Below are 22399 nucleotides of genomic sequence, written 5' to 3'. Positions count from 1 at the left end.
AAGGAGGGTAAAGATGATTTCAATAAAAGGACTGAAGAAACGCTTTGATGACCTAGAAGTGCTGAAGGGGATGGATGTAGAAGTCCGAAAAGGCGAAGTCATCGTTCTGATCGGCCCATCGGGATCTGGGAAAACAACGTTCCTCAGATGTTTGAATGCTCTTGAAACACCGAATGAAGGCAGTGTATCAATCGGTGAATTGAATGTGGATTTTTCTAAAAAAGTATCGACCGCCGAACTATTGAAGTTGAGAAGAAGAACAGGCATGGTCTTTCAAACTTATAATCTGTTTCCTCACATGACTGCCCTTGAAAATGTAATGGAGGGCCCAGTCATTGTTCAGGGAAAGAAAAAAGCAGAAATGAAAGAAAAAGCAAGCCGCCTTCTTGAAAAGGTGGGTCTCGGAGATAAAATCGACTATTATCCGTATCAACTTTCCGGGGGCCAGCAGCAAAGGGTGGGTATTGCAAGAGCGCTGGCAATCGAACCCCAGGTCATGCTGTTTGATGAACCGACATCTGCACTCGACCCTGAATTAGTGGGTGAAGTACTTAAGGTCATGAAAAACCTGGCAGAAGAAGGCATGACGATGGTGGTTGTCACCCATGAAATGAGATTCGCAAAAGAAGCAGCTGATAAAGTGATCTTCATGGACGGGGGTTATATCGTGGAAGAAGGGACTCCTCAAGAAGTCTTTGAGAAACCTAAACACGATCGTACCCGACAATTTTTAAACTTGATACAATGATTTTTACAAGATGAATGGGACTCAGATGAATGAGACCATTCATCTTTTTTTTAGGTTGGGGAAATAAAGGAGGATTTTCGTGAATTGGAAAGAAAAGGTATTAAATGAGAAAAGGGGGATTCTATGAAAATAATTAGAAGATTGCTGCTCGTATTTACTGGATTGATATTCATAAGTGTGCTGCCGAATCTGTTTTTTAATACTGATTTCCAATATGTTTATATGAACGCAGAAAGCGGTTCATTTGGTTTTTATCCACTGGGGTTTGTTCTTGCGATTTATGAGGTGTTACTGAACTTGTCACAGCCTGATCAGTGGTCGCTTGTAGTGATGGGGAAGGAATATGCATTTGCTGATGTGATTGGAGGCAGAGTTATGTATTCCATGAAAGTATTCTTTCTGTCACTCACGTTGGCAATTATCATCGCTTTTTTGATCAGCATATTGATTTCTCTGGCAGACGGAATGGTGAACCGCCTTCTTCTTTCATTAGTGAATGTTGTGGAATCGTTACCGGATATCTTTATTATCATCGGAGTTCAGCTGCTCGTCGTCATGTATTTCCGGCAGACGGGGGTATTGATTGGGGATATTGCGATGCTGAATGAAGAAATTTATTTATTGCCTGTCACATGTTTGACTGTGATACCTGCCGTCTTTTTAATAAAGACGATTGTGTTGTTGTTGAAGGAGGAGGAGCAGAAGTCTTATATTGAACTCGCGCGCGGAAAAGGTTTAAGCTCACTTCACATATTAGTGGTCCATAGTTTCAGGAATGTGGTGTACAGTCTGTTTTATCGATCGAAACTTATCTTTTCATTTATGCTGTCGAACCTATTCATTCTGGAACGACTGTTTAACTTGCGAGGGGTGATGGACCTTTTGATGTGGTCGACGGGTTATACATTTGTCATAATCAGTACAATGATATTTCTTCCGTTCTTCCTGATCTTTACATTCGTTGAGCAGCGTATGAAAAAGAGCATTGGAATTAAGGAGGACGGTACTTATGCTTAGGCATTTGTGGAAAAAACCAAAATTTTTGACAGGATTCATCTTTCTGGCCGGGCTTCTCACCCTCAGTTTTTTGTATGAGCCACTTTTCAAAGAAGGGATTGAAACTGTCAGCTTCCTACATGTAAATGGGAAAATAGTAGGGCCGCCATTTACTCCTTTGGAGTTACCGCCGCTTGGTTCCGACAGGGTAGGCACCCCGATTTGGACGTATGTAGTACAAGGAGCGAAATATACGATTCTGCTGGGATTGATCATCAGTCTCCTTCAAATCGTATTATCATTACTGTTTTCAATTGTGTTTACAAGATTTTTAAAGAGCATGTTAAGTGCTTTCGAAGAAATTGTGGAATCCATGATTTATGTTCCAATGGCTGTCATAGCATTTATGCTGCTCTTCCCAATTCGCTTCGTCGTGGACGCAGAGGTTGAACCGGCTAAATATCTCATGATTCAAATCTTTTTGCTTACAGTCATCGGGCTTCCCCAAATTGTGGCGGTGCTCTCTAAAGAGATACAAAAGATGCTTCAGGAAGAATTCGTAATGAGCGCTAAAACCTTGGGGGCAAGGGGGTGGTATCTATACCGCCGTCACATCCTTAAAATCCTATTGCCCCGCATCATCTTGCTATTCTTTCAAAGAAATGTCAGCGTGCTAATATTATTTGCACATCTTGGCTTCCTGGGGGTATTGCTTGGAGGCGGGGTTGAAAAGGAAATCATGGTAGGGGAATCCCGTTTATTCTCTTTATCAAATGAATGGGCAGGGAACATAGGGAATGCCCGAGTAGAGATCATGACAGGTCCATGGATTATCTTTTCTCCCCTTGCAGCACTGTCTTTAACTGTCTTTGCTTATAATATGATGGCAGGATCCCTTCAAGGAGTAATGCTAGGGGAAACCGAGATCAGAAAACGAAAGGGCATAAAAAAAGAAAAGCTGAATAAACCCACTGTAAAAGGACGAATCGAAAAGGATCAATTTACCTTCAAACGAAATCACACAATAAACGGATGAGAAACTTGCACGAATGTGGTTAGTTCCGATCTTTTAGTGGAAATATGGTAATGTGATTAATTTGTTGAGGGAGGAAGAGAAATGGATTATCGGATTGAACGGGATACTATTGGTGAAATGAAAGTACCGAGGGAGAAATACTGGGGAGCTCAGACCCAAAGAAGTAAAGAAAACTTTCAAATTGGTAATGAAAAAATGCCGATCGAGGTTACATATGCCTTTGCTCAGCTAAAGAAAGCAGCAGCAGTGGCGAATCACTCACTGGGAAAGCTCTCCGGAGATAAAAAAAAGGCGATCAGCCAGGCATGTGATGAGATTATCGATAGTAGATGGGATGAGCACTTTCCATTGGTCGTCTGGCAGACGGGAAGCGGCACGCAATCAAATATGAATGTAAATGAGGTCGTTGCTTATCGCGCCAATGAACTTTTAAAAGAGTTCGGAAGTGAAGAGAGAGTACATCCCAATGATGATGTGAATATGTCGCAAAGCTCAAACGATACATTTCCTACAGCGATGCATATCGCGGCATATAAAGAAATATCCGCGTATCTGCTGCCGGTCATCGATGAGTTTATCAAGACACTTCATGAAAAAGAAGAGAAGTTCCAGGATATCATAAAGATCGGACGCACACATCTTCAGGATGCTACACCTCTTACACTGGGACAGGAGGTAAGCGGCTGGAGGGCGATGATGGAAAAATCACGTCACATGATTGAAGAAAGCATGGGACAGCTTGTCCATTTGGCCATAGGGGGAACAGCTGTGGGGACTGGCATAAATGCACACCCTTCATTTGGAGATAAAGTAGCTCATGAACTGGAGAATCAGACAGGTATCGCATTTGTTTCATCCGACAATAAATTTCACGCCCTGACTTCCCACGATGAAATCGTATATGTGCACGGGGCATTAAAAGCGCTGGCTGCAGACTTGATGAAAGTGGCAAATGATGTCCGCTGGCTGTCAAGCGGTCCTCGCAGCGGAATCGGTGAAATCACGATTCCTGCAAATGAACCGGGAAGTTCGATCATGCCAGGGAAAGTGAATCCTACTCAAAGTGAAGCTGTCACAATGGTGGTCACCCAGGTATTTGGAAACGATGCTGCCATAGGCTTTGCAGCAAGCCAGGGGAATTTTGAATTGAATGTTTTCAAGCCTGTGATTATTTATAACCTGCTGCAATCCGTGCGATTGCTTACCGATGGAATACGGTCATTCAACGAAAAATGTGTAAAAGGCCTGGAAGCCAATGAGGACGTGATAGAGGATTTCGTCCAGCGTTCATTGATGCTTGTGACGGCTTTGAATCCGCATATCGGATATGAGAAGGCAGCAGAAATTGCCAAGAGTGCTCACAAAAGTGGATCGACTTTAAAAGAAGCTGCCATAAAGTCCGGCTACCTGACAGAAGAACAGTACGATGATTGGATCAATCCAGCAAATATGGTTAACAACAAATGAATTAGGAAGCTAATAGCGGGTCAATTTTATGGAGAATCATGTTTGAAGGTGAGATGTAGAATTTGACTGTTTCCAGCGATTGATTGGAGTGCAAGACGGAGACTCCTATCAGAAATGCGGAAGGGCTTTGCTCAGAGGTGTGTGGCATAAGACGAAGCGGTCACGAAGGCGTTTTTTGCCTTCTTGTCCGGTTTGACTTATGACATATACCTCTAAGCCCTGGAACTGGACAGTTACTCCCCGTTAATAAGAAGAGGAGGCTCACGGGCTACCCGTGGAAAGCGTAGTCTTGCACGGAAATCAATAGCGGTATAAATAGCTTCTTTCAATAAAAAAACCCCCGGCATCTGCCAGGGGTTTATCCATACATATTAAATTTTGCTTTTGATTAGTATTGTCCGCCGCCGATTTGTTGTTCAGCCATTTGAACTAGGCGCTTTGTGATTTCTCCACCAACAGAACCGTTAGCGCGAGCTGTAGCATCTGGCCCTAATTGTACGCCAAACTCAGAAGCGATTTCGTATTTCATTTGGTCGATTGCTTGTTGAGCTCCAGGAGCTACTAATTGGTTAGATGAATTGTTGCGAGATTGTTGTTGCATAATCTGTCATCTCCTTAAATATAGTATGTTTTTTTATGGTTGGGTCAGCCGGAGTTGCACCAGCACGCATTCCATTAGCGACCATCTATAATGGTATAACCCAAGGTTATGAGTTGGTTGTACCTTGTTACTAGGTATTATGTTTCGTCCGAAAAAATATATGCAAAAACATATTAAGGAAATTTATTCCTGACTAATTCCCTGTAATTTGTCTACATAAAACAGTATCAATCTTAAAAGGATAACATTATACACTTAAGCTGAAAGAATGGTGACACGCATGAAAGCTTGTGCATTATGTAATGGGATTGTCGAATATAAAGGCTTATGTCCAAAATGCGGTGATTCCACATTGGATCAAGGAAGATATTATGATTATTATGATGAATACAGTGCCTATATGGATATAAACCATGTACAGCTGGCAGATGGAATTCCGAACAGCAGCTGTACGGATACTTGCCTGCATTTATTCACGTGTATCAGATGTGGGGAAGAAGAAGGAAAAAGCATTAATTTAACAGAGTTTTAAAAAAGGCTTTTTCCTGAAGTCATGTAAATAGAGCCTGAAAACAAATGAAAAAGACCACGCTCAACAGGAGTGTGGTCTTTTTCATCTATGGGAGATTAGCGAATTCTTAATTCAGATTCAGTATCGAAGAAATGTGCTTTGTTCATGTCAAATGCAAGATCGATCGATTGACCGGCACTAATATCTGTACGGGAATCGACGCGAGCGACGAATTCCTGGCCTTCGATTTGAGAATACAGCATCGTTTCAGCACCCGTTAACTCAGATACTTCGATTTTTGCAGTGATTTTAGCACCTTGTGCTGTATCGATGAAAATAGGCTCATCATGAATATCTTCCGGCCTTACTCCCAAGATGATGTCTTTTCCAACATAGCCTTGGTCACGAAGCACTTTCATCTTACCTTCAGGAACTGCCACTTTGGATTTACCGATCACGAATGTGCCTTCTTCAATTTTACCGTGGAAAAAGTTCATTGCTGGAGATCCAATGAAGCCGCCAACGAATACGTTCTCAGGCTTATCATATACTTCTTTAGGCGATCCGACCTGTTGAATGACACCATCTTTCATGACAACTATACGCGTAGCCATTGTCATCGCTTCAGTCTGGTCATGAGTTACATAAATTGTCGTGGTTTGAAGACGCTGATGAAGCTTTGCGATTTCTGCACGCATCTGTACCCGCAGCTTTGCATCAAGGTTGGATAAAGGCTCATCCATCAGGAATACCTTCGCATCACGTACGATTGCACGTCCCAATGCAACACGCTGACGCTGTCCACCTGATAATGCTTTTGGTTTACGGTCTAATAATGCTTCCAAACCAAGGATTTTTGCAGCTTCCTGCACGCGACGGTCGATTTCCTTCTTATCAAATTTACGAAGTTTAAGTCCGAATGCCATATTGTCATAGACGCTCATATGCGGATAAAGTGCATAGTTTTGGAACACCATTGCGATATCACGATCTTTAGGAGCCACATCGTTTACGCGTTTTCCATCGATGGAGAAATCACCTTTTGAGATTTCTTCCAATCCTGCAATCATTCGAAGCGTTGTTGACTTACCGCAGCCTGATGGACCAACGAATACGATAAATTCCTTATCATTGATATGAAGGTTAAAATCATTTACTGCTGTCACTTTATTATCATAGATCTTATAAATATTCTCTAATTTTAATTCAGCCATTGTCGTTTCTCCTCCTGTTATGCAAACGTTTTATTCTATGAGTTCATTGTAAAGAAAGCGGATTCAAAACGGTATGGTCAACCTGCACAAAATTCATTCTTACTTTTTAGGCAGGTTGTCAGATTCATAATCAAGTACGGCTAAATAAGCAAGCAGTGCACCTTGAAATGTTTTTATATCTATCGTTGTTTTTTCAATGAATTTATCAATACGGTATTGGACACTGTTACGGTGCATAAATAATTTCTTGGCTGTTTGACTGATGTTTGATTGATTTTCCAAAAAAGCTCTAACCGTATGAATCAGCTCAGTGTCTTCTGAAAATACTTGGATGGTCTTGCTGAAAATATGTTCCTTCCATTCAATGGGGAGGTGCTTCAGCATAAACGAAGGCAGTACTGTAACAACTGATTGAATATAGTTGGTACGAAGACTGGCTTCTGAAAATGAATACATGTCACTCTCATACTTGAAGGATTTGATAAAATCACGATTCACCGGTTGGAACTGACCCATGAAGAATGACATGCTTACAAAAAAGTCAGATTCAATGACATGGGAAATGGAGAGAAGTTGTTCTTCGTCTAAATTCAAGTCATTTTTTTCTTCCAGGATTAACCCTTTTCTCTCATCCAGCAGCACTAATACTGCATTAAGCGGGAGTAAATGCTTGAATGCTTCTCTGATTAAATGCACGTCCGTCTGCTCACTAAAGGTGAACTGAATAACGCGATATTCATATTCGTTATGTGAAGGAGAAGGTCCATTTTTAAATAAAAATTCAAACCATTCATTTGCACGGGGAGACTCATTCATAAGCTTTACGTCACTGGACAACTCTTTGAACAGGCATCTTAACAATTCTATTTCTTCTTGTGTGAGATCACTTGCATTTATACCGATGAATTCATCTTGATTTGGATTCGTAAACCAGATTTTCATTGGGGTAAGTTCTGCCGGATAGTGTTTCTGGACGGTTGCATCAGGGTATTTTAAAAGTAAAGAAGTTAACATTTCATCCCTCTTATTTGAATTATTTATTGGCTTTGTTTATATGAATGATGCTTAGTTAGTATTTTGGACAACAGCTACGTACTTGCACGGTAATCAGCAGCGGTGTTTCTAAACAAATCCATATGTATTAAACCCATTGTACTGAAAATATTTAGGGAATCAAAGGGTCCTGCATTGCAAATTCTTCCTAATTCTAATACTATGGGATAAGGAATAAATCATTATGGGGTGTCCAATATGGAATACAATAAAGAAGTAACAAACCGATTAAAACGTTTAGAAGGACAAGTCCGCGGAGTCATTAAAATGATGGAAGAAGAAAAACACTGTAAGGATGTCGTTACCCAGCTGTCAGCAGTGCGCACAGCAGTAGACCGTACAATCGGGTTAATAGTTGCGAAAAATCTGGAAGCATGTATCCGTGAATCAGAGCTCGAAGGCGGAAATGCAGAAGATGCAATCAAGGAAGCCGTTAACATGCTGGTCAGAAGCCGATAATAATTGATGAAAGCTGCCGATGGGCAGCTTTTTTTATGGGCTTCTTGCTATTTTAATGGGTGCTTCAGCTGAAACATATAAAGAGGGGCCAGTAAGACAGACCCCTCAATTGAAAGATGATTAAGAATGAGCTGGGGGTTCCTCATGATCCGTAATGAGAGTCGCTTCACCGATATTCGTTGAATCCTCTCTCATATGAACAGACCCTCCGGACATGCCTTCGTTTATGAATCTGTCCACATCAAGGAACAGACTGCCTCTTCCTTCATAATTGGTATCAGGAAGAAATTGATAGTCATTTTTATCTTTTGCCATTCTTATCAGCCTCCTATGTTTAGTTTTAGAAAAGAGGCCTGGGTTCATTCATCTTTCATGATTTTTGTCGAGAGAGGTTTGAATTGAGAACAGGAGGGTTATTGAACAAATAAGGAGTGTCAGTGTAATGCGATTTCCGTGTATTTAGTTCGCGGGAAGAAAAAATAATGTTGAATATAGTTCTGAAAACATCTGTTTTGAGGTTTTCTGCAAGAACAGAATCCGATTTTCAGCTATTTTGAGTTAAATCTATATCCTACTATGGGATAAAGAAGCAGTATTTAATGAACAATGGGATTAATTGCGCAACTTTCTGATTATTCGGGCCGGAAATAAAATAATTGCGCCGGTTTCAAGATTTACGTGCCACATTTCATAATATTGCGCCACTTTTCCTGATAATTGTGCCACTTAGAATGATTCTAACTAAACTCTTCCTTTTAAATCTCCATCATCGGCTGTATCATAACCAGGGAACTTAATAGGCAAAGTACGCATTCCCGGCCCATTCATCTTATGCTTTCACCTCTAATCAAGCCGCCTCCGCTTTTCTATTGTCCAGCTGCAGGGCTTAGAGGCACATGTCATAAGTCAAACCGACCAAGAAGGCAAAGAGCGCCTTCTTGGCCGATTCGCCTTATGCCACCCGCCTCTGAGCAAAGCCCTTCCGCTTTTCTAGTGTCCAGCTCCGGCGGCTGGAGGCTCGAGACATAAGCCATGCCATCCAAAAAGGCAAAAAACGCCTTTGTGGCTGCCCTGTCTTATGCTTGTCGCCTCTAATCAAGCCGCCTCCGCTTTTCTATTGTCCAGCTGCAGGGCTTAGAGGCACATGTCATAAGTCAAACCGACCAAGAAGGCAAAGAGCGCCTTCTTGGCCGATTCGCCTTATGCCACCCGCCTCTGAGCAAAGCCCTTCCGCTTTTCTATTCATATACATGATACAACATAAGTTCATGCAGTTGTTTTTTCAGGTCTTCTTCTTTATCTGCAGGCGGGAGATGGCTTGTCCATTCGATGCTTCCGTTTTTATGATAATTTCCTTCGTATTTCAATCCGCTGTAGTAGAACGAGAATGTCCATCCCGGCAGCTGTTTGTTTTCATACATACTTTTGTATTGAAAGTGCTGTATCAAATTAATCACCTCAACTACCATTGTAAACGTTTCATCATACGCTGTGTAGGAATTCCTTTTATCCAATCATATTTTTCTTTTTCAATTAATAGAATTTAGGGAAGTGACCATAGGAGGGACGAAGCATGAATTCGTTTATTCGCGATTTGGAGAAGGCGATCAGTGATGAATGGACAGCCTATTATTTTTATAAAGATTTGAAGAACAGGACAAATAATCCGCTATATGTAGAATTCATCGAACATGCCAAAAAGGATGAGAAGGAACATTATGAGATGTTTCAGTATCTCCATTATTTATATACAGGTGAGTATTATGAGCATAAGAAAGAAAAGATTGAATATACCACGTTCAAGGAAGGGATTTTGCGCGCTTTGAAGCATGAATTGGAAGCAGCAGAGTTCTACAGGGATATGTTATTGGAAATGCCCAATCAGCAGGCCTATAATCCGCTGTTCATTGCAATGACAGATGAGATGGAGCATGCTACCCGGTTTTCCACGATTTATAATTCATTGCGTTAATAGTAAGGTTGACCTTGGTGCCCTATTCAAGCGGTCAACCTTCTTTGTGTACGGAAAGTGTGAGAAACGTGCGGACAAGCTGCCGCCTCCTCTTCGCTTCAATGTCTTCTTCGTCGAATGTCATCGGTTTTGAATTGACTTCAAACAGGACAAATCCTCCTTCTTCCCGCGGTGCAAGGTCGACAGAGAACTCGCCTACATACCCGAATGCCCTTTCAAGCTCTCTGCCGCAGGTCTTCACAATCGTGAGGATTTCTTTTTTTGTCTGAGGTGTTGCAACCTCCTTGATTGAAATGATTTTACCGCCGGCAGGGACATGGGTGGTCACTTCCTGCCGCTGAGAAATCCTTACGCCGATCCCCATCAATTTAAACTCCTCCCCGGTGTGCAGGACCAGGATCCGATAATCAAACCGGTGATCATGGAGCGTCTTGCAAGGAATCGCTTTCTGCATGATAAGGTTCTGTTCATGGTGGAACCATTCATGGTATGAGTAAATAAAACGGGGCAGGGAGGTATACTTTTCGATTTTTTTAATGCTTTTACTTATGATGGTGCCGTTTTCCTCCATTTCAATCAGCCTTATGCCTCTGCCTTGGGAAGCAAATGAAGGTTTGACATATATTTTTTTATGCTGTTCCAAAAATCCCGTGAAGCTTTCTTCATTTTCTAAGAGTGACGTTGGTGGTAAGTAATCCTGCAGCTCCCCGCATTGAGAAAGAATCTGATGTACTTCCCATTTGTTAAAGAAGTGGGGATTAAAATAGGGAATATTAAAAGTCTTGATAAACTGTTTAAATTTTTTATATTCCTGATGTTGTTCCGCTTCCCTTGATGGGATTCTGTTATAGATGACATTGGGAATCGGGAAGACACACTTCACCCATTTATTTACGTCTTTGTTAAAGATGATCCCGTTGATGGAATGTCCGGCAGCATCCTCAGGGGAGAATACGAAGCACATGCCTCCCTGCTTCTCAAACTCCTGCTGTATTGACCGGAACAATTCGAAGTTTCCCTTGTACTTATTTTGATCTTTGCTTGCAACTATGCCTACTAGCGGGACAGACAGAATCTTTTTATCGGAGTGGACCTTAAATCTGTAAACATCTTCCTTTTCTTTTGAAGAAAGAAGGAAGGAATCCTTCGCGAATGGAACGGCAGTGAGTGATTCCTCCCTGTGACAAAAGATCTTTCGGGACAAGTCATATAAAATGTTCATTTCATCATTTCCTCAGGGTGGTGAAGGGCTTGTTGAGATAAGAAGACCCCGAAAGATAAGGCGAGTTTCCTTGTCAGGATGTCAAAGTTTCTTAAATGAGGGTGAGAAAAGATGGCTCTCCCCGGCTTCGAATTCGCTTCGAACATCCATATACGGCCGTCTTCATCTATGCCTAAATCAAACCCGATTTCACCGATATACCCTTCCATATTGCATTCGATTGCACTGGAAAGCTTCAAAGCTGCTTCTTTGAGTGAATGTTCCACCTCATTTTTCCTGGAGGCATCCGGAAACAGCTCTGCGAGACTTTTTACCACCCCGCCATTATTGGCGTGAGAGGTGACGCTTCCGATACCGGCTACCTTTCCTGCCATTGCACTCACATGCCAGCTGCCTTCTTCGTCTTTATTAGTATGGACGCGGAAGTCGATTGGACGGCTGTTTTCCGTCAGGAGTGAAATTCCCTGCTGGACAAGAAATGAATCCAGGCTCCGGTTTCTAAAGACTGAATTCATCAGACGTTCAAGCGAGGAGAACCTGACAAGGCGATTTTTACCTTCTATATCACGGAACCGGCAATAATAATCCTGTGCCTGACGGTCGAAAGTGAGTTTGTGGATCCCATTACCCAAGCTGCCATTTTTCGGTTTTATAAAAACATGCTTATAAAGGGAAAGCATCCGTTCGATTTCTTCAAAAGATTGAAAAGAGTGGGTCTCCGGAAGATATTGAGCGACGGACTCATCTGATTCCAGCCGTTCAAAGAGATCAAGCTTATTGAAGAAACCTGGATTATACCATGGAATCCCATATTCCCTTTGCAGCCTTTCTTTGATTTCTTTGTACGTCTTTCTTTTTTCACTGCGCCGGTTTGGAAGCCGGTCATAAATCACATTCGGAAAAGGAACTGTTTCCATCACCCATCCATCTCCAAAATGAAAATAACCTTTGACCACCCCGTTTTCCCAGTCGATGTGCTTCTCGCCAAAAATGAACGGAATCACTCCCAATGATGACTGAACCGATAACAGTTTCCTGAAGAAATACGATCGTTCTCCGATAGGACTGAGCTTGAAGTTTGTAAATCCTGAAGTGAAAACACCGATTAACACTCCAAGGTAGAGACAATCGTCTTTTGTAAAGAGAGAGAGTGAGGTCACTTTGTCGGGAAGATTCAGACTCCTGGCTAGAGAAGAGCTGATGCCGATCACATTCCTGCCATTCGGATGCCTTTTACAATCGACTGCCTGTCTTTTGGTTCCGAGAACAGCAGTTTTAGGGAAATCGAATTTTTCAGGCTTCCAGCGGGAAGGCAGATAAAGGATGTATTCTCTTTCTTGGAATTGTTCTATTTTATAGGTTTTTAACATTAAAAATCACCTCTCCTTAAGGATGGAAGAGACCGTGTGTAAAGGTATTCACAATAATCCAAGGGGGATTGATGCAGGGAATCCAGCTTTTCATGTCCAAGAGTTTCCACAATCTTATGACCGGGCTTCGAATTGATATCCAAAATCCACAGTGAGCTGTCTCTCGCAAGCAGGACATCGATTCCCAATTCAAACAGTGGTGCAAAATGGTCTTCCAGCAGTTGAGGCAGTTCATTCATGATTTCATTCAGTTCCGTATTGATAAAACTCCAATCAGCTTTTGGATATCTGGATTCCCATTCGTCTTGTGAAAAATATGAACCGCCTCTGCTTATGTTTGTCAATATCCCTCCTTCAGGACCTTCGCGGATCGCACGCTGAAATTCCCTCCAATTCCCATTTTTATCCTTATTTAGCAGTATCCTGAAGTCAAAAGGAGTATCATGATCCGTTCTGTTAATGACTCTTTGCTGCGCGATGAAGGTGTACTGTTCAAGCAGTCTCTCTGCCCACTTGAGAAAGGTGGTCTTAGAAGAAAAAGTCTGTTCTGCGATCTGTTGGTTTTTGGTGGTTCGGACCGTCACATCATTTCTTGATAACATTACATGATATACGGCAAACCCATGTGATCCATCCACTGGTTTTATAATGATATCTTTATGCTTAATCAGTAAGTTAAATAAGTGAAAGTGATTTTTTAATAAGAACGTTTCAGGAATGTAAGAAGAAAGAGGAGAGTCTTTTAATTTTTCGTACAGGTGCCATTTATTTGGCAGCCCATATCCAAGGAATCGGATGTCTGCCTTGTTTTTCAGCCATTGAACGACGGCCTTCGCCTGCCTGGATTGCAAGCTTTTATCATAGTAGGTCCTGTCGTAAATGAATGTGGGAATATCAAAGGTTGCCTTTTCCCAGCTGCCGCTTTCACTATTGAATGCTAACCCTTCCACCGTTTCATTGAGTGGAGAGATGTCTTGAGGTGAAAATAAGTACAAATCGATTTCATAGAAGGTTGAATGTCTGGCTATTTCTTTAAAATATGGATGTGATGGGTCAGGCTTCAGCGTCATGATCCCGAGCGGATAATACATGTTAATCCTCCTTCTCATTCCAGATGTAGTAGCTGTACTCATATAAAGCTTTTACAGAAGGTCTAACGCGATCATTGGTAATAAACGTCTTTTTAGAAGGTTTGGAATTGATTTCGATGATCCAGGGTTTACCTGCTGAATCCACCCCGATATCAATGCCGAACTCCGCATAATGTCCTTTAAGGTGCTCTGACAAGAAAGCAGAAGCTGAGACGGATAATGCTTTCATATTGCTGAATATAAGCTGACTGTCCTCATGAGGGAAAAGAGATGTGAGTATAGATTGGGGAGGTTCCATTCGGCCGCCCAGATCGACATTTGCAACAAATTGCTTTTCAGAAGCAATCCGGGCTACTGCTGAAATCACCGTCCAGCTTCCTTTATGGTTTTTATGACATAAAAAGCGAAAGTCAAGCGGCTGCTCCTTTACCGTCATGAAAGAGATTGTCTGCTGAACGATATAACGCGAAGAGCGGCACCAGGATTGAATTTGTCTGTAAAGAGATGAATAAGTCGGGAACGTGAGAGTACGTTTAGAAGAAAAGGAATTTTGAAAGACGAGATAATCCTTTTCCCTCTTTTGGATGCGAATGATATAGCGTCCTTTGCTTCCATTGACTGCTTTTACAAAGACATCCTTATGAACGGACAGCATCTCATCCAGTCGATCGAGTCCTTGAACCGTTTCAGGCAAGTGGGGCTGAAACAGTGAATGATCCTGTAAATGGGAATAAACTATATCCTTGGAAAGAAAAGTAGAATTAAATAAATGTATGGATTGTTCCTCTGTCCTTTTCAGGGCAGAATCATAGAGTTTGTGGCTTTCGATTTTACGTGAATGGCTGCGGTTGTAAATCACATGGGGGAGAGGGACAGATCTCTTCTGCCAGTCATTATGATCAAACACGAATCCTTCCGGCTCATTCTTTATTAACGAGGTGACCGGCAGCAAATAAAAGAGCCCTCCTCTTTGTTGAAACCAACGTCGACACTCTGTAAAATATTCCTTTAAAGAGTGTGTATTTAATGTATCTTCATGACAATGATCAATCATTAAAGCTGTTATCGGCCCAATGGAAATGCAATTATGAGCCTGGTCGATTTTCATAAGGACGTTTTCCATCTGATTTATGGAGGTGAAGAATGGGTCCCTGCTTTTTAATATGACCTGATCACTCCCGGCGGCAGTTGGAGAGCAGTTTACACGAAGGAAGGAAGCTCCGGCTTTCAGCGTCTGTTGCCCCGAAAAATCAAATTTACGATAGATGGGTTGGGGTAAAATCAATTCATTTTCATCACTATGATTCTCTAAACTGATGAAGGGACATTTATACATCATAAGACATTCCTCGTTTGCATATGGGGATGAGATAACTTTATAATTGTTTATTGGGCTAATGTTGATATAGCATTGTATGTAAAGATAGGCAAAATGTTCAAAAGCAGAAAAGGAAGGTGCCATTATGCTGGATGCTTTCATCCTCATTGTATTTATGGTAGTGATTGGAGCCCTTATAGGAGGCGTGACCAATTCACTCGCTATTAAAATGTTGTTCCGGCCGTATAAGGCTTACTATATTGGAAGATTCAAAGTACCATTCACGCCTGGGCTGATCCCGAAACGAAGACAAGAACTGGCTGAACAGCTCGGCAATATGGTGGTCGATCATTTAATCACTCCTGAAAGTCTTCAGAAGAAAATCTTGAATGAGGAGTTTCAAAGAGATGTCGCAGCGTGGCTCAAGGAAGAGACTGAACCGGTCTTCACTTCAGAAAAAACTGTAAATGAATGGCTGGAAATGCTGCATATCCCTGTTTCATCCGATGTATTGAATCAGTGGCTTAAGGATTGGGTTGAAGAGAAAGTATCCTATACAAAATCGGAGTACAGCTCAAAACGGATAGAAGAAGCACTGCCTGAAAAGTGGGAGGAAAAAGTCGAAGAGACAATCCCGAAACTGGTCGACTTGATCGCCGGTCGCGCTGAAAGCTACTTTACCAGCCCAGAAGGAAAAGCGAAAGTGAAGGTCATGATTGATGACTTTCTAAAAGAAAGAGGCATGCTTGGCAATATGCTCGGGATGTTCCTTGGCAACACGTCTGTAGCCGATAAGGTGCAGCCGGAAATCGTCAAGTTCATCAAGCATGAAGGCACGCAGGAAATTCTTCACAACCTGCTAAGAAAAGAATGGGCAAAACTCAAGCTCATGAAAATCGAAGACGTAATCGATAAGCTTCCGGAAGAAGATATCATGTCTCAGCTCCATGTATCATTAATCAAGGTCGTCAACTTTGAAGGACAACTTTCCAAACCATTGTCACACTGGCTGTCACCGCATCAAGAAACATTCACCGGGACGTTGCTTCCTAAATGGGTTGAAAGAGGGACGGACCTTTTATCAAAAAAGATTCCAAATCTGATGGGCAAGCTTCATCTTCAGAAAATCGTCCAGGACCAGGTGGAATCATTTTCGGTTGCAAGACTCGAAGAATTGGTACTTGGCATTTCACGGCGGGAGTTCAAGATGATTACCTACCTCGGTGCCCTGCTCGGAGGCGTCATCGGGTTGATCCAAAGTATATTCGTCATGATATTCACGTAGATTTGATAAAAAAATGAATGAGTACCGAAACAGGTGGAAAGGGAACTTCCTAGAATTCTGCCTCATAGTTTGTTATAGTGGTGGAGGAAACAAAGAGTGAAAATTTTAGGAGGTACGTATTTTGGCTATTAATTTATATGATCAAGCAAACGAACTGGAAAGAGCGCTTAGACAAAGCGACGAATTCTTGGAATTGAAAAAAATGTACGACGAAGTAAACAATGACGAATCAGCAAACAAGATGTTTGAAAACTTCAGAAACATTCAAATGACTCTTCAGCAAAAACAAATGAGTGGCGAAGAAATTTCACAAGAAGAAGTTGAGCAAGCTCAAAAAACAGCACAACTCGTGCAACAGCATGACAAAATCGCTAAGCTTATGGAAGCTGAACAGCGCATGAGCATGGTTATCAATGACTTGAACAAAGTCATCATGAAGCCGCTTGAAGAACTATACGGTTCCATGCAGAAATAATCAGTTTCACTAAGGGTACCCGGATATGATCCGGGTACTTTTTTTGTTGGGATTGAGTGGCCATGGTGGAAGCCCGGTAAGGATTACCGGTTCTGTACCAGGCAGGGCAGTTTGTTATTTGTATTGTATCTCTGATAAATATGACAATGGTTTTACCAGGTACAACACCCCACCTCCTCAAAACCTTACCCCCTTGTCATATTTGTCTCAGTTCCTTCATATGAGTATAGAAAGGAAGTAGACAACATTTAGGGGGGACACCAATGATTTATAGAATGATGGCTCTTAATATTGATGGCTCTGTAGTGAATGAAAATGGAAAGATCGCCAAGGAAACAAAGGAAGCGATTGAGTACGTTCAAAATAAAGGTGTGCGGGTTACGCTTGTCACAAGCAGAAATTTTGCTTCTGCCAGAAAAGTCGCAAAAGCCCTTAAAATAGAGGGTCCAATCATCACCCACGGCGGTTCGTATATAGCTGCGGAGCGTGATCGACCGATCTATGTCAGAAAAATCTCTGAAAATATCACGTATGAAATCACACAATTCCTTGAGGGCTTCTCTAGCCAGGTACAATTATCCCATGAAAAACAGAGTATTGTAGGAAAAGCAAGTAATCAGTCGAAAATGACATCCACCCTATCGTGGGAAAGGGATTCCCGCTTTTTATACAGTAAGCAGTATGTGAATGTGGTGAGCGAACACCTGCTTGAAAACCCGCTGGCGGTTCCGAAAATTTCTGTGCTGTTGGAACATAGGGAGGATTTATGGGATATCGTTGCCGCATTAAAAGGAATGTATGAGGAAGTGGATGCAATTCCTACGTCGGATCATACCCTTGATATTGTTCCTAAAGGAGTTTCAAAGCTGAGAGGTCTGATGTATTTGTCAGAGAGACTCGGAATCAAAAAAGAGCAGATTGTCATGGTCGGTGCGGGAATCGACGATGTCGATGCCATCCGGTGCTGCGGTCTCGGAGTCGCAATGGGGGAAGCGCCTCCGGAGGTAAAGGCACATGCAGACTGGATTACAAGAAGTCAGGACCTTAAAGGTCTTCCATATTTCATCACGGAGCTCTTCAGGAAGCAGCACCCGATTCCGTTTTTGAAAAAAATGAATGTGATCAGATCTTAACATATAAAGAGGCTGGGAAAAAATATTTTAGGCTAAGTAAACCCCGGACTAATTTGCCTTAAGAGAGGCGAAGTAGTCCGATTTTTTTTATAGTTTATAAAATGGACGTCTAGTTTTAATTTGTTTCAGCGGTTGATTGGAGTGCAAGACGAAGAATCCTGCGGGAAGAGTAGCTTATGTGAGACGTGTCCAGCTACGGGGCTTAGAGGCACATGTCATAAGTCAACTCGGCCAAGAAGGCAAATAACGCCTTCGTGGCCGATTCGCCTTATGCCAACCGCCTCTGAGCAAAGCCCCTCCGCTTTTCCAACCCGCAGGAGCGCAACGACGAGGAGGCTCACGGGCTACCCGCGGAAAGCGAAGTCTTGCACGGAAATCATTAGCGGTATTAAAAGCCTTGACTGAAATATTGGTCTTTGGGTTTTGTCCTAGGCTCTTTTTATGCAAAAGATTTTGACACCCTTCACGGACCCCAATGCTCATTGACCATTTTCCTGCCTTTCTGTACACTAATAAAAGTTAGTTTTATTGAAAGGTGATTACAAACGTGAATGTTTTAATAACGGGAGTGGAAGACGAACGTTTCGAACGACCGCTTCGATTGATAGCCAATTTATTTTTTGAAGAGACGACGATTCATTTTTCAGTATGTGAAGAGTATGATTTAAAGGTTCATATAGATATAAACACAGATGACCGAATAGAAGCGAAAGCTGTTTTATCTGATCCTGAAAGCGAGAAGGATCTTCACTCAGAGTATTCAAGGGAGTGGCAGCCCTTTGAAACGGATAAAGAGCGATTCCGGCAAGTGAAGACGGCGCTGTCCCATGTGTATCTCAATGTCCTGCAGGACTTGACGGGCATCAGACAAAAATGGGGGATCCTTACAGGGATTCGTCCCACTAAGCTTATCCACAAACAGAACCAGCTGGGCACTCCGAAAGAAGAAGTTCATGCAAAGCTGAAGGAAGAATATCTGATTACAGAGGAAAAGATCCAGCTTATGCAAAACATCGTCGACCGCCAGCTATCCGTGGTACCAGATCTGTATGAAGTGCAGAATGAGGTCAGCATTTATATTGGTATCCCTTTCTGTCCTACGAAATGTGCCTATTGTACATTTCCGGCATATGCGATCCTCGGAAAACAAGGCCGTGTGGATTCCTTCCTGGCAGGTCTCCATTATGAAATACAGGAGATGGGCCGCTGGCTGAAAGAAAAAGGGATCAAAATCACGACAATTTATTACGGTGGAGGGACACCGACTTCGATTACCGCGGAGGAGATGGATGCTCTTTATGAAGAGATGTACAGGTCCTTCCCGGATGTGGACAAGGTAAGAGAAGTGACGGTGGAAGCCGGTCGTCCTGATACGATCTCTGTAGAAAAGCTAGAGGTATTGAATAAATGGAACATCGATCGGATATCAATCAACCCGCAATCCTATACACAAGAAACCCTGAAAGCGATAGGGCGTCATCACACAGTAGAAGAAACCATCGATAAATTTCATCTGGCACGTAAAATGGGGATGAATAATATCAACATGGATCTGATCATCGGTCTTCCAAATGAAGAGCTTCCTGAGCTTCAACATTCGTTGGATGAAACCGGGAAACTCATGCCTGAATCACTTACAGTCCATACTTTATCTTTTAAGCGGGCATCCGAAATGACCAAGAATAAAGAAAAGTATAAGGTTGCCGACAGACTTGAAATCGAGCGGATGATGAATCTGGCTGAAGAATGGACGAGCGAACACGGCTATGAGCCATACTATCTCTATCGCCAGAAAAATATTCTGGGCAACCTTGAAAATGTCGGATACGCCCTGCCCGGGCAAGACAGTATCTACAATATCATGATCATGGAAGAAGTTCAGACGATCATCGGCATCGGATGCGGGGCAGCAAGCAAGTTTATCGATCCGAAGACGGGCAAGATCACCCATTTCGCAAATCCTAAAGAACCAAACGCATATAATCTCAGTTTTAAAGAATATACAGAGAAAAAAATCAAGATTCTTAATGAATTATTCTCATAATAAAAAGCAGTTCGTGAGCATGCGTCTCATGAACTGCTTTTTTTTATCTCCCGGAGTCCACGCCAAATTTTCCAACAGACGGCCAAAATCATGAGAATGAAAAAAGTAGAGCGGTCGACTGTTTGATATGGGGCAGGATTCGGTATTGCTATAAAGAGATAGCTGACACACAAAGCAAGAAGCATCCAAAAAACATCAATCTTGAATTTTCGCAATATCGGAAGCTTTGCACCTGTACTTGGCATATAAATGGCTGTGCCGATCCATGCGATCAGCATAAGAATGAAAACAACAGGAGAGGAAGAAAAATGAACACGCCATAAAACGGACGTCACGATTCCGGCCACTATAACCCACATAAAATGATACTTAGCAGATAGACTCATAATAAATTCCTTTCTTTGTGACACTATTGAAGTTTGTTCTAAGCTGGTTCCAGCTGTTGATTGGAGTGCAAGACGAAGACTCCTGCGGGAGAAGTGACTGATGTGAGACCCCGCAGGAGCGCAGCGACGAGGAGGCTCACGGGTCACCCGCGGAAAGCGAAGTCTTGCAAGGAAATCAACAGCGGTGTTTAAAGTGACGTCTTTTTCACCAGTTCTTTTAGTGTAACGTTAAGTAGTGTAAATTTTCAATAAACTTAAAGGAGAAATAAGAGAAAAAGAGAATAGTAACTATAGACAGAAAATGAAAGCGCTTTACTATTTGAGGGGAGAGATGGAATATGATGCAAACACCTCTGCTTTTAACACAAATGATTGAAAGAGCTGAAAGATACTTTCCAAAGAAAGAGATAGTTTCACGCACTGAATCAGGGATTCACCGCTTCACGTACAAACAGTGGGGCGAACGGACGAGAAGGCTTGCAAGTGCCTTAAGTACATTAGGCGTCAAAGAAGGTGACAAGGTTGGGACACTCGCCTGGAATCATCACCGCCACCTCGAAGCCTATTTCGCGATCCCGTGCAGCGGGGCCGTTCTCCATACCATCAATATTCGGTTATCACCACAGCATATCAGCTATATCATCAACCATGCAGAGGATAAAGTACTCCTCATAGATTCGGATATCCTTCCGCTGGTCGATAAGATAAAAGACAGCATTCCAGGTGTCGAAGCTTTTATCGTCATGACTGATGGCGACCTGCCGGAGACATCATTAGAAAATGTGTTTCATTATGAAGAATTATTGGAGAAAGGAGATCCTTCCTATTCATTCAGGACAGATCTGGATGAAAATGCTCCTGCCGGAATGTGCTATACTTCTGCAACAACAGGCAATCCGAAAGGGGTCGTCTACTCCCACAGAGGAATTGTGCTTCACGCCATGGCACTGGGGCTTGCAGATACTACGGGAGTCTGTGAACGGGATGTGGCTCTTCCAGTGGTGCCGATGTTCCATGTGAATGCCTGGGGACTGCCGTTTGCTTCTGTATGGTTTGGTACCAAACAGGTACTGCCTGGTCCGTACTTTACTCCTGGAATTCTTGCAGGCTTGATGCAGGATGAGAAGGTGACGATTACGGCAGGTGTTCCAACGATATGGCTTGGGCTGTTGAATGAGATGGAACAGAATTCGTATGATCTTTCCAGTTTGCGTTCTGTACTGTGCGGAGGTTCTGCTGCACCTAGGGGAATGATCAAAGCTTTTGAAGAGAAGTTCGGTATTCCATTCATGCACGCATACGGGATGACAGAAACAAGCCCTCTTGCAGTCATTGCCGCTTCAAAGAGTTATCACGATGACCTGTCCAATGATGAAAAGCTTGATTTGAAAGCGAAGCAGGGGATTCTTGTTCCTGGTTTGGAAATGAAGATCATCGGTAAAGACGGGGAAGTTGCCTGGGACGGGAAAGAAATGGGAGAGCTGGCGCTGAGAGGCCCTTGGATTGCTTCGGAGTATTATCAGGATGAAAGAAGTCAGGAAGCTTTCCGAGACGGCTGGCTTTATACAGGAGATGTCGTGACAGTCGATGAAGAAGGCTATATCAAGATTGTGGACCGGACTAAAGATTTGATTAAATCTGGTGGAGAATGGATTTCTTCAGTAGATCTTGAAAATGCGCTCATGGCTCATGAAGATGTTTTTGAAGCTGCAGTCGTTGCGGTACCGCATGAAGAATGGCAAGAGCGTCCGGTTGCATGTGTCGTATTAAAAGAATCCTCTCAAGGAAAAGTGACAAAAGAAGATATACTTGATTTCCTGAAGCCGCAATTCGCAAAGTGGTGGATTCCGGATGATGTTCTATTCATGAATGAGATTCCGAAAACATCTGTAGGGAAATTCTTAAAAAGAACATTACGGGATCAAGTTCAGGATAAGATCAAGCAGCCATGATTCAGAAGAGGTCAGCCTATAGGGCCCGACCTCTTTTAAATTGAGATAAATAGTTAAACTATTCAA

The 22399-nt window shown here is 42.4% G+C and carries 21 protein-coding genes; 12 read left to right on the top strand and 9 right to left on the bottom strand.

From position 1 onward, the window contains the following. Nucleotides 1–13 precede the first annotated feature (13 nt). The 4 genes from ACXAFV_RS21065 to fumC all read left to right on the top strand — a co-directional run bounded on the left by ACXAFV_RS21065 (nucleotide 14) and on the right by fumC (nucleotide 4247). Nucleotides 14–748 carry an amino acid ABC transporter ATP-binding protein gene (locus ACXAFV_RS21065; protein ID WP_475129356.1) on the top strand — a complete coding sequence of 245 codons (735 nt, stop codon included), beginning with the start codon at nucleotides 14–16 and terminating at the stop codon, nucleotides 746–748. Between the two features lie 123 nt (nucleotides 749–871). After that, on the top strand, nucleotides 872–1765 hold the full coding sequence (locus ACXAFV_RS21060) for an ABC transporter permease family protein (RefSeq protein ID WP_475129354.1): 894 nt from the start codon (nucleotides 872–874) through the stop codon (nucleotides 1763–1765). After that, entirely contained in the window at nucleotides 1758–2780 is a 1023-nt protein-coding gene (locus tag ACXAFV_RS21055) for an ABC transporter permease subunit (protein WP_475129352.1), read from the top strand. The genes ACXAFV_RS21060 and ACXAFV_RS21055 overlap by 8 nt, the downstream gene beginning before the upstream one ends. An 81-nt stretch (nucleotides 2781–2861) precedes the next feature. Beyond that, a complete protein-coding gene (gene fumC / locus ACXAFV_RS21050; RefSeq protein WP_475129350.1) occupies nucleotides 2862–4247 on the top strand; it encodes a class II fumarate hydratase in 1386 nt (461 codons plus the stop codon). A 388-nt stretch (nucleotides 4248–4635) separates the two neighbouring features. Here the strand turns inward: fumC and ACXAFV_RS21045 are convergent, their stop codons facing one another. Next, nucleotides 4636–4848, bottom strand: a complete 213-nt coding sequence (locus ACXAFV_RS21045) for an alpha/beta-type small acid-soluble spore protein (RefSeq protein ID WP_446245909.1) — start codon at nucleotides 4846–4848, stop codon at nucleotides 4636–4638. A gap of 352 nt (nucleotides 4849–5200) precedes the next feature. Between ACXAFV_RS21045 and ACXAFV_RS21040 the strand changes: the two genes are divergently transcribed. Next, nucleotides 5201–5380, top strand: coding sequence for a hypothetical protein (locus ACXAFV_RS21040; protein ID WP_224877301.1), 180 nt, complete (start codon nucleotides 5201–5203; stop codon nucleotides 5378–5380). 95 nt (nucleotides 5381–5475) lie between these two features. On the opposite strand, the gene ACXAFV_RS21035 is transcribed toward ACXAFV_RS21040, so the two are convergent. After that, nucleotides 5476–6573: an ABC transporter ATP-binding protein gene (locus ACXAFV_RS21035; RefSeq protein WP_475129348.1), complete on the bottom strand. Its 1098-nt coding sequence runs from the start codon at nucleotides 6571–6573 to the stop codon at nucleotides 5476–5478. Nucleotides 6574–6672: 99 nt separating this feature from the next. Next, nucleotides 6673–7587, bottom strand: a complete 915-nt coding sequence (locus tag ACXAFV_RS21030) for a PucR family transcriptional regulator (RefSeq protein ID WP_475129346.1) — start codon at nucleotides 7585–7587, stop codon at nucleotides 6673–6675. Between the two features lie 237 nt (nucleotides 7588–7824). On the opposite strand from ACXAFV_RS21030, the gene ACXAFV_RS21025 reads away from it, so the two are divergent. Beyond that, complete coding sequence (locus ACXAFV_RS21025) at nucleotides 7825–8085, top strand: metal-sensitive transcriptional regulator (RefSeq protein WP_475129344.1); 261 nt, start codon at nucleotides 7825–7827, stop codon at nucleotides 8083–8085. Nucleotides 8086–8205: 120 nt separating this feature from the next. Here ACXAFV_RS21025 and ACXAFV_RS21020 read toward each other — a convergent pair whose 3' ends face one another. Beyond that, nucleotides 8206–8400 (bottom strand): hypothetical protein, encoded by a 195-nt coding sequence (locus ACXAFV_RS21020; RefSeq protein ID WP_475129343.1) that lies wholly within the window; start codon nucleotides 8398–8400, stop codon nucleotides 8206–8208. 923 nt (nucleotides 8401–9323) lie between these two features. Next, nucleotides 9324–9533, bottom strand: coding sequence for a YheE family protein (locus ACXAFV_RS21015; RefSeq protein ID WP_475129488.1), 210 nt, complete (start codon nucleotides 9531–9533; stop codon nucleotides 9324–9326). Nucleotides 9534–9658: 125 nt separating this feature from the next. On the opposite strand from ACXAFV_RS21015, the gene ACXAFV_RS21010 reads away from it, so the two are divergent. Next, entirely contained in the window at nucleotides 9659–10057 is a 399-nt protein-coding gene (locus ACXAFV_RS21010) for a ferritin-like domain-containing protein (RefSeq protein WP_475129342.1), read from the top strand. Nucleotides 10058–10091: 34 nt separating this feature from the next. Here the strand turns inward: ACXAFV_RS21010 and ACXAFV_RS21005 are convergent, their stop codons facing one another. From ACXAFV_RS21005 to ACXAFV_RS20990, 4 genes are read right to left on the bottom strand one after another with little or no spacing between them, the layout of a single operon-like run. Then, complete coding sequence (locus tag ACXAFV_RS21005; protein WP_475129340.1) at nucleotides 10092–11279, bottom strand: YheC/YheD family endospore coat-associated protein; 1188 nt, start codon at nucleotides 11277–11279, stop codon at nucleotides 10092–10094. Beyond that, on the bottom strand, nucleotides 11276–12649 hold the full coding sequence (locus ACXAFV_RS21000) for a YheC/YheD family endospore coat-associated protein (RefSeq protein ID WP_475129338.1): 1374 nt from the start codon (nucleotides 12647–12649) through the stop codon (nucleotides 11276–11278). The genes ACXAFV_RS21005 and ACXAFV_RS21000 overlap by 4 nt, the downstream gene beginning before the upstream one ends. After that, nucleotides 12649–13740: a YheC/YheD family endospore coat-associated protein gene (locus tag ACXAFV_RS20995; RefSeq protein WP_475129337.1), complete on the bottom strand. Its 1092-nt coding sequence runs from the start codon at nucleotides 13738–13740 to the stop codon at nucleotides 12649–12651. Before ACXAFV_RS20995 ends, ACXAFV_RS21000 begins: the two co-directional genes overlap by 1 nt. 1 nt (nucleotide 13741) lies before the next feature. Then, nucleotides 13742–15079 carry a YheC/YheD family endospore coat-associated protein gene (locus ACXAFV_RS20990; RefSeq protein ID WP_475129336.1) on the bottom strand — a complete coding sequence of 446 codons (1338 nt, stop codon included), beginning with the start codon at nucleotides 15077–15079 and terminating at the stop codon, nucleotides 13742–13744. 124 nt (nucleotides 15080–15203) lie between these two features. On the opposite strand from ACXAFV_RS20990, the gene ACXAFV_RS20985 reads away from it, so the two are divergent. From ACXAFV_RS20985 to ACXAFV_RS20965, 5 genes are all read left to right on the top strand, one after another. Beyond that, the gene (locus ACXAFV_RS20985; RefSeq protein WP_475129334.1) at nucleotides 15204–16343 is read left to right on the top strand and encodes a DUF445 domain-containing protein; all 1140 of its coding nucleotides are present in this window, start codon (nucleotides 15204–15206) and stop codon (nucleotides 16341–16343) included. A gap of 121 nt (nucleotides 16344–16464) precedes the next feature. After that, nucleotides 16465–16818 carry a YlbF/YmcA family competence regulator gene (locus ACXAFV_RS20980; RefSeq protein WP_475129333.1) on the top strand — a complete coding sequence of 118 codons (354 nt, stop codon included), beginning with the start codon at nucleotides 16465–16467 and terminating at the stop codon, nucleotides 16816–16818. 263 nt (nucleotides 16819–17081) lie between these two features. Next, entirely contained in the window at nucleotides 17082–17951 is an 870-nt protein-coding gene (locus tag ACXAFV_RS20975) for a Cof-type HAD-IIB family hydrolase (protein WP_475129332.1), read from the top strand. Nucleotides 17952–18498: 547 nt separating this feature from the next. Further along, a complete protein-coding gene (locus tag ACXAFV_RS20970) occupies nucleotides 18499–19995 on the top strand; it encodes a coproporphyrinogen III oxidase (RefSeq protein ID WP_475129330.1) in 1497 nt (498 codons plus the stop codon). 724 nt (nucleotides 19996–20719) lie between these two features. After that, nucleotides 20720–22333, top strand: a complete 1614-nt coding sequence (locus tag ACXAFV_RS20965) for a long-chain fatty acid--CoA ligase (RefSeq protein ID WP_475129329.1) — start codon at nucleotides 20720–20722, stop codon at nucleotides 22331–22333. The last annotated feature ends 66 nt before the right edge of the window (nucleotides 22334–22399 follow it).

It is taken from the genome of Rossellomorea sp. ABR4_012 (assembly GCF_056159545.1).
Note: the sequence above shows the minus strand (reverse complement) of the source record. Positions and strands in the feature narration are given on the sequence as shown.

Coding starts and splice junctions, on each gene's coding strand:
- ACXAFV_RS21030 (WP_475129346.1), bottom strand. CDS start 7,587: ATGTTAACTTCTTTACTTTTAAAATACCCTGATGCAACCGTCCAGAAA.
- ACXAFV_RS20990 (WP_475129336.1), bottom strand. CDS start 15,079: ATGATGTATAAATGTCCCTTCATCAGTTTAGAGAATCATAGTGATGAA.
- ACXAFV_RS21055 (WP_475129352.1), top strand. CDS start 1,758: ATGCTTAGGCATTTGTGGAAAAAACCAAAATTTTTGACAGGATTCATC.
- ACXAFV_RS21035 (WP_475129348.1), bottom strand. CDS start 6,573: ATGGCTGAATTAAAATTAGAGAATATTTATAAGATCTATGATAATAAA.
- ACXAFV_RS20985 (WP_475129334.1), top strand. CDS start 15,204: ATGCTGGATGCTTTCATCCTCATTGTATTTATGGTAGTGATTGGAGCC.
- fumC (WP_475129350.1), top strand. CDS start 2,862: ATGGATTATCGGATTGAACGGGATACTATTGGTGAAATGAAAGTACCG.
- ACXAFV_RS21025 (WP_475129344.1), top strand. CDS start 7,825: ATGGAATACAATAAAGAAGTAACAAACCGATTAAAACGTTTAGAAGGA.
- ACXAFV_RS21060 (WP_475129354.1), top strand. CDS start 872: ATGAAAATAATTAGAAGATTGCTGCTCGTATTTACTGGATTGATATTC.
- ACXAFV_RS21045 (WP_446245909.1), bottom strand. CDS start 4,848: ATGCAACAACAATCTCGCAACAATTCATCTAACCAATTAGTAGCTCCT.
- ACXAFV_RS20965 (WP_475129329.1), top strand. CDS start 20,720: ATGATGCAAACACCTCTGCTTTTAACACAAATGATTGAAAGAGCTGAA.
- ACXAFV_RS20975 (WP_475129332.1), top strand. CDS start 17,082: ATGATTTATAGAATGATGGCTCTTAATATTGATGGCTCTGTAGTGAAT.
- ACXAFV_RS21020 (WP_475129343.1), bottom strand. CDS start 8,400: ATGGCAAAAGATAAAAATGACTATCAATTTCTTCCTGATACCAATTAT.
- ACXAFV_RS21065 (WP_475129356.1), top strand. CDS start 14: ATGATTTCAATAAAAGGACTGAAGAAACGCTTTGATGACCTAGAAGTG.
- ACXAFV_RS21010 (WP_475129342.1), top strand. CDS start 9,659: ATGAATTCGTTTATTCGCGATTTGGAGAAGGCGATCAGTGATGAATGG.
- ACXAFV_RS21005 (WP_475129340.1), bottom strand. CDS start 11,279: ATGAACATTTTATATGACTTGTCCCGAAAGATCTTTTGTCACAGGGAG.
- ACXAFV_RS21000 (WP_475129338.1), bottom strand. CDS start 12,649: ATGTTAAAAACCTATAAAATAGAACAATTCCAAGAAAGAGAATACATC.
- ACXAFV_RS20995 (WP_475129337.1), bottom strand. CDS start 13,740: ATGTATTATCCGCTCGGGATCATGACGCTGAAGCCTGACCCATCACAT.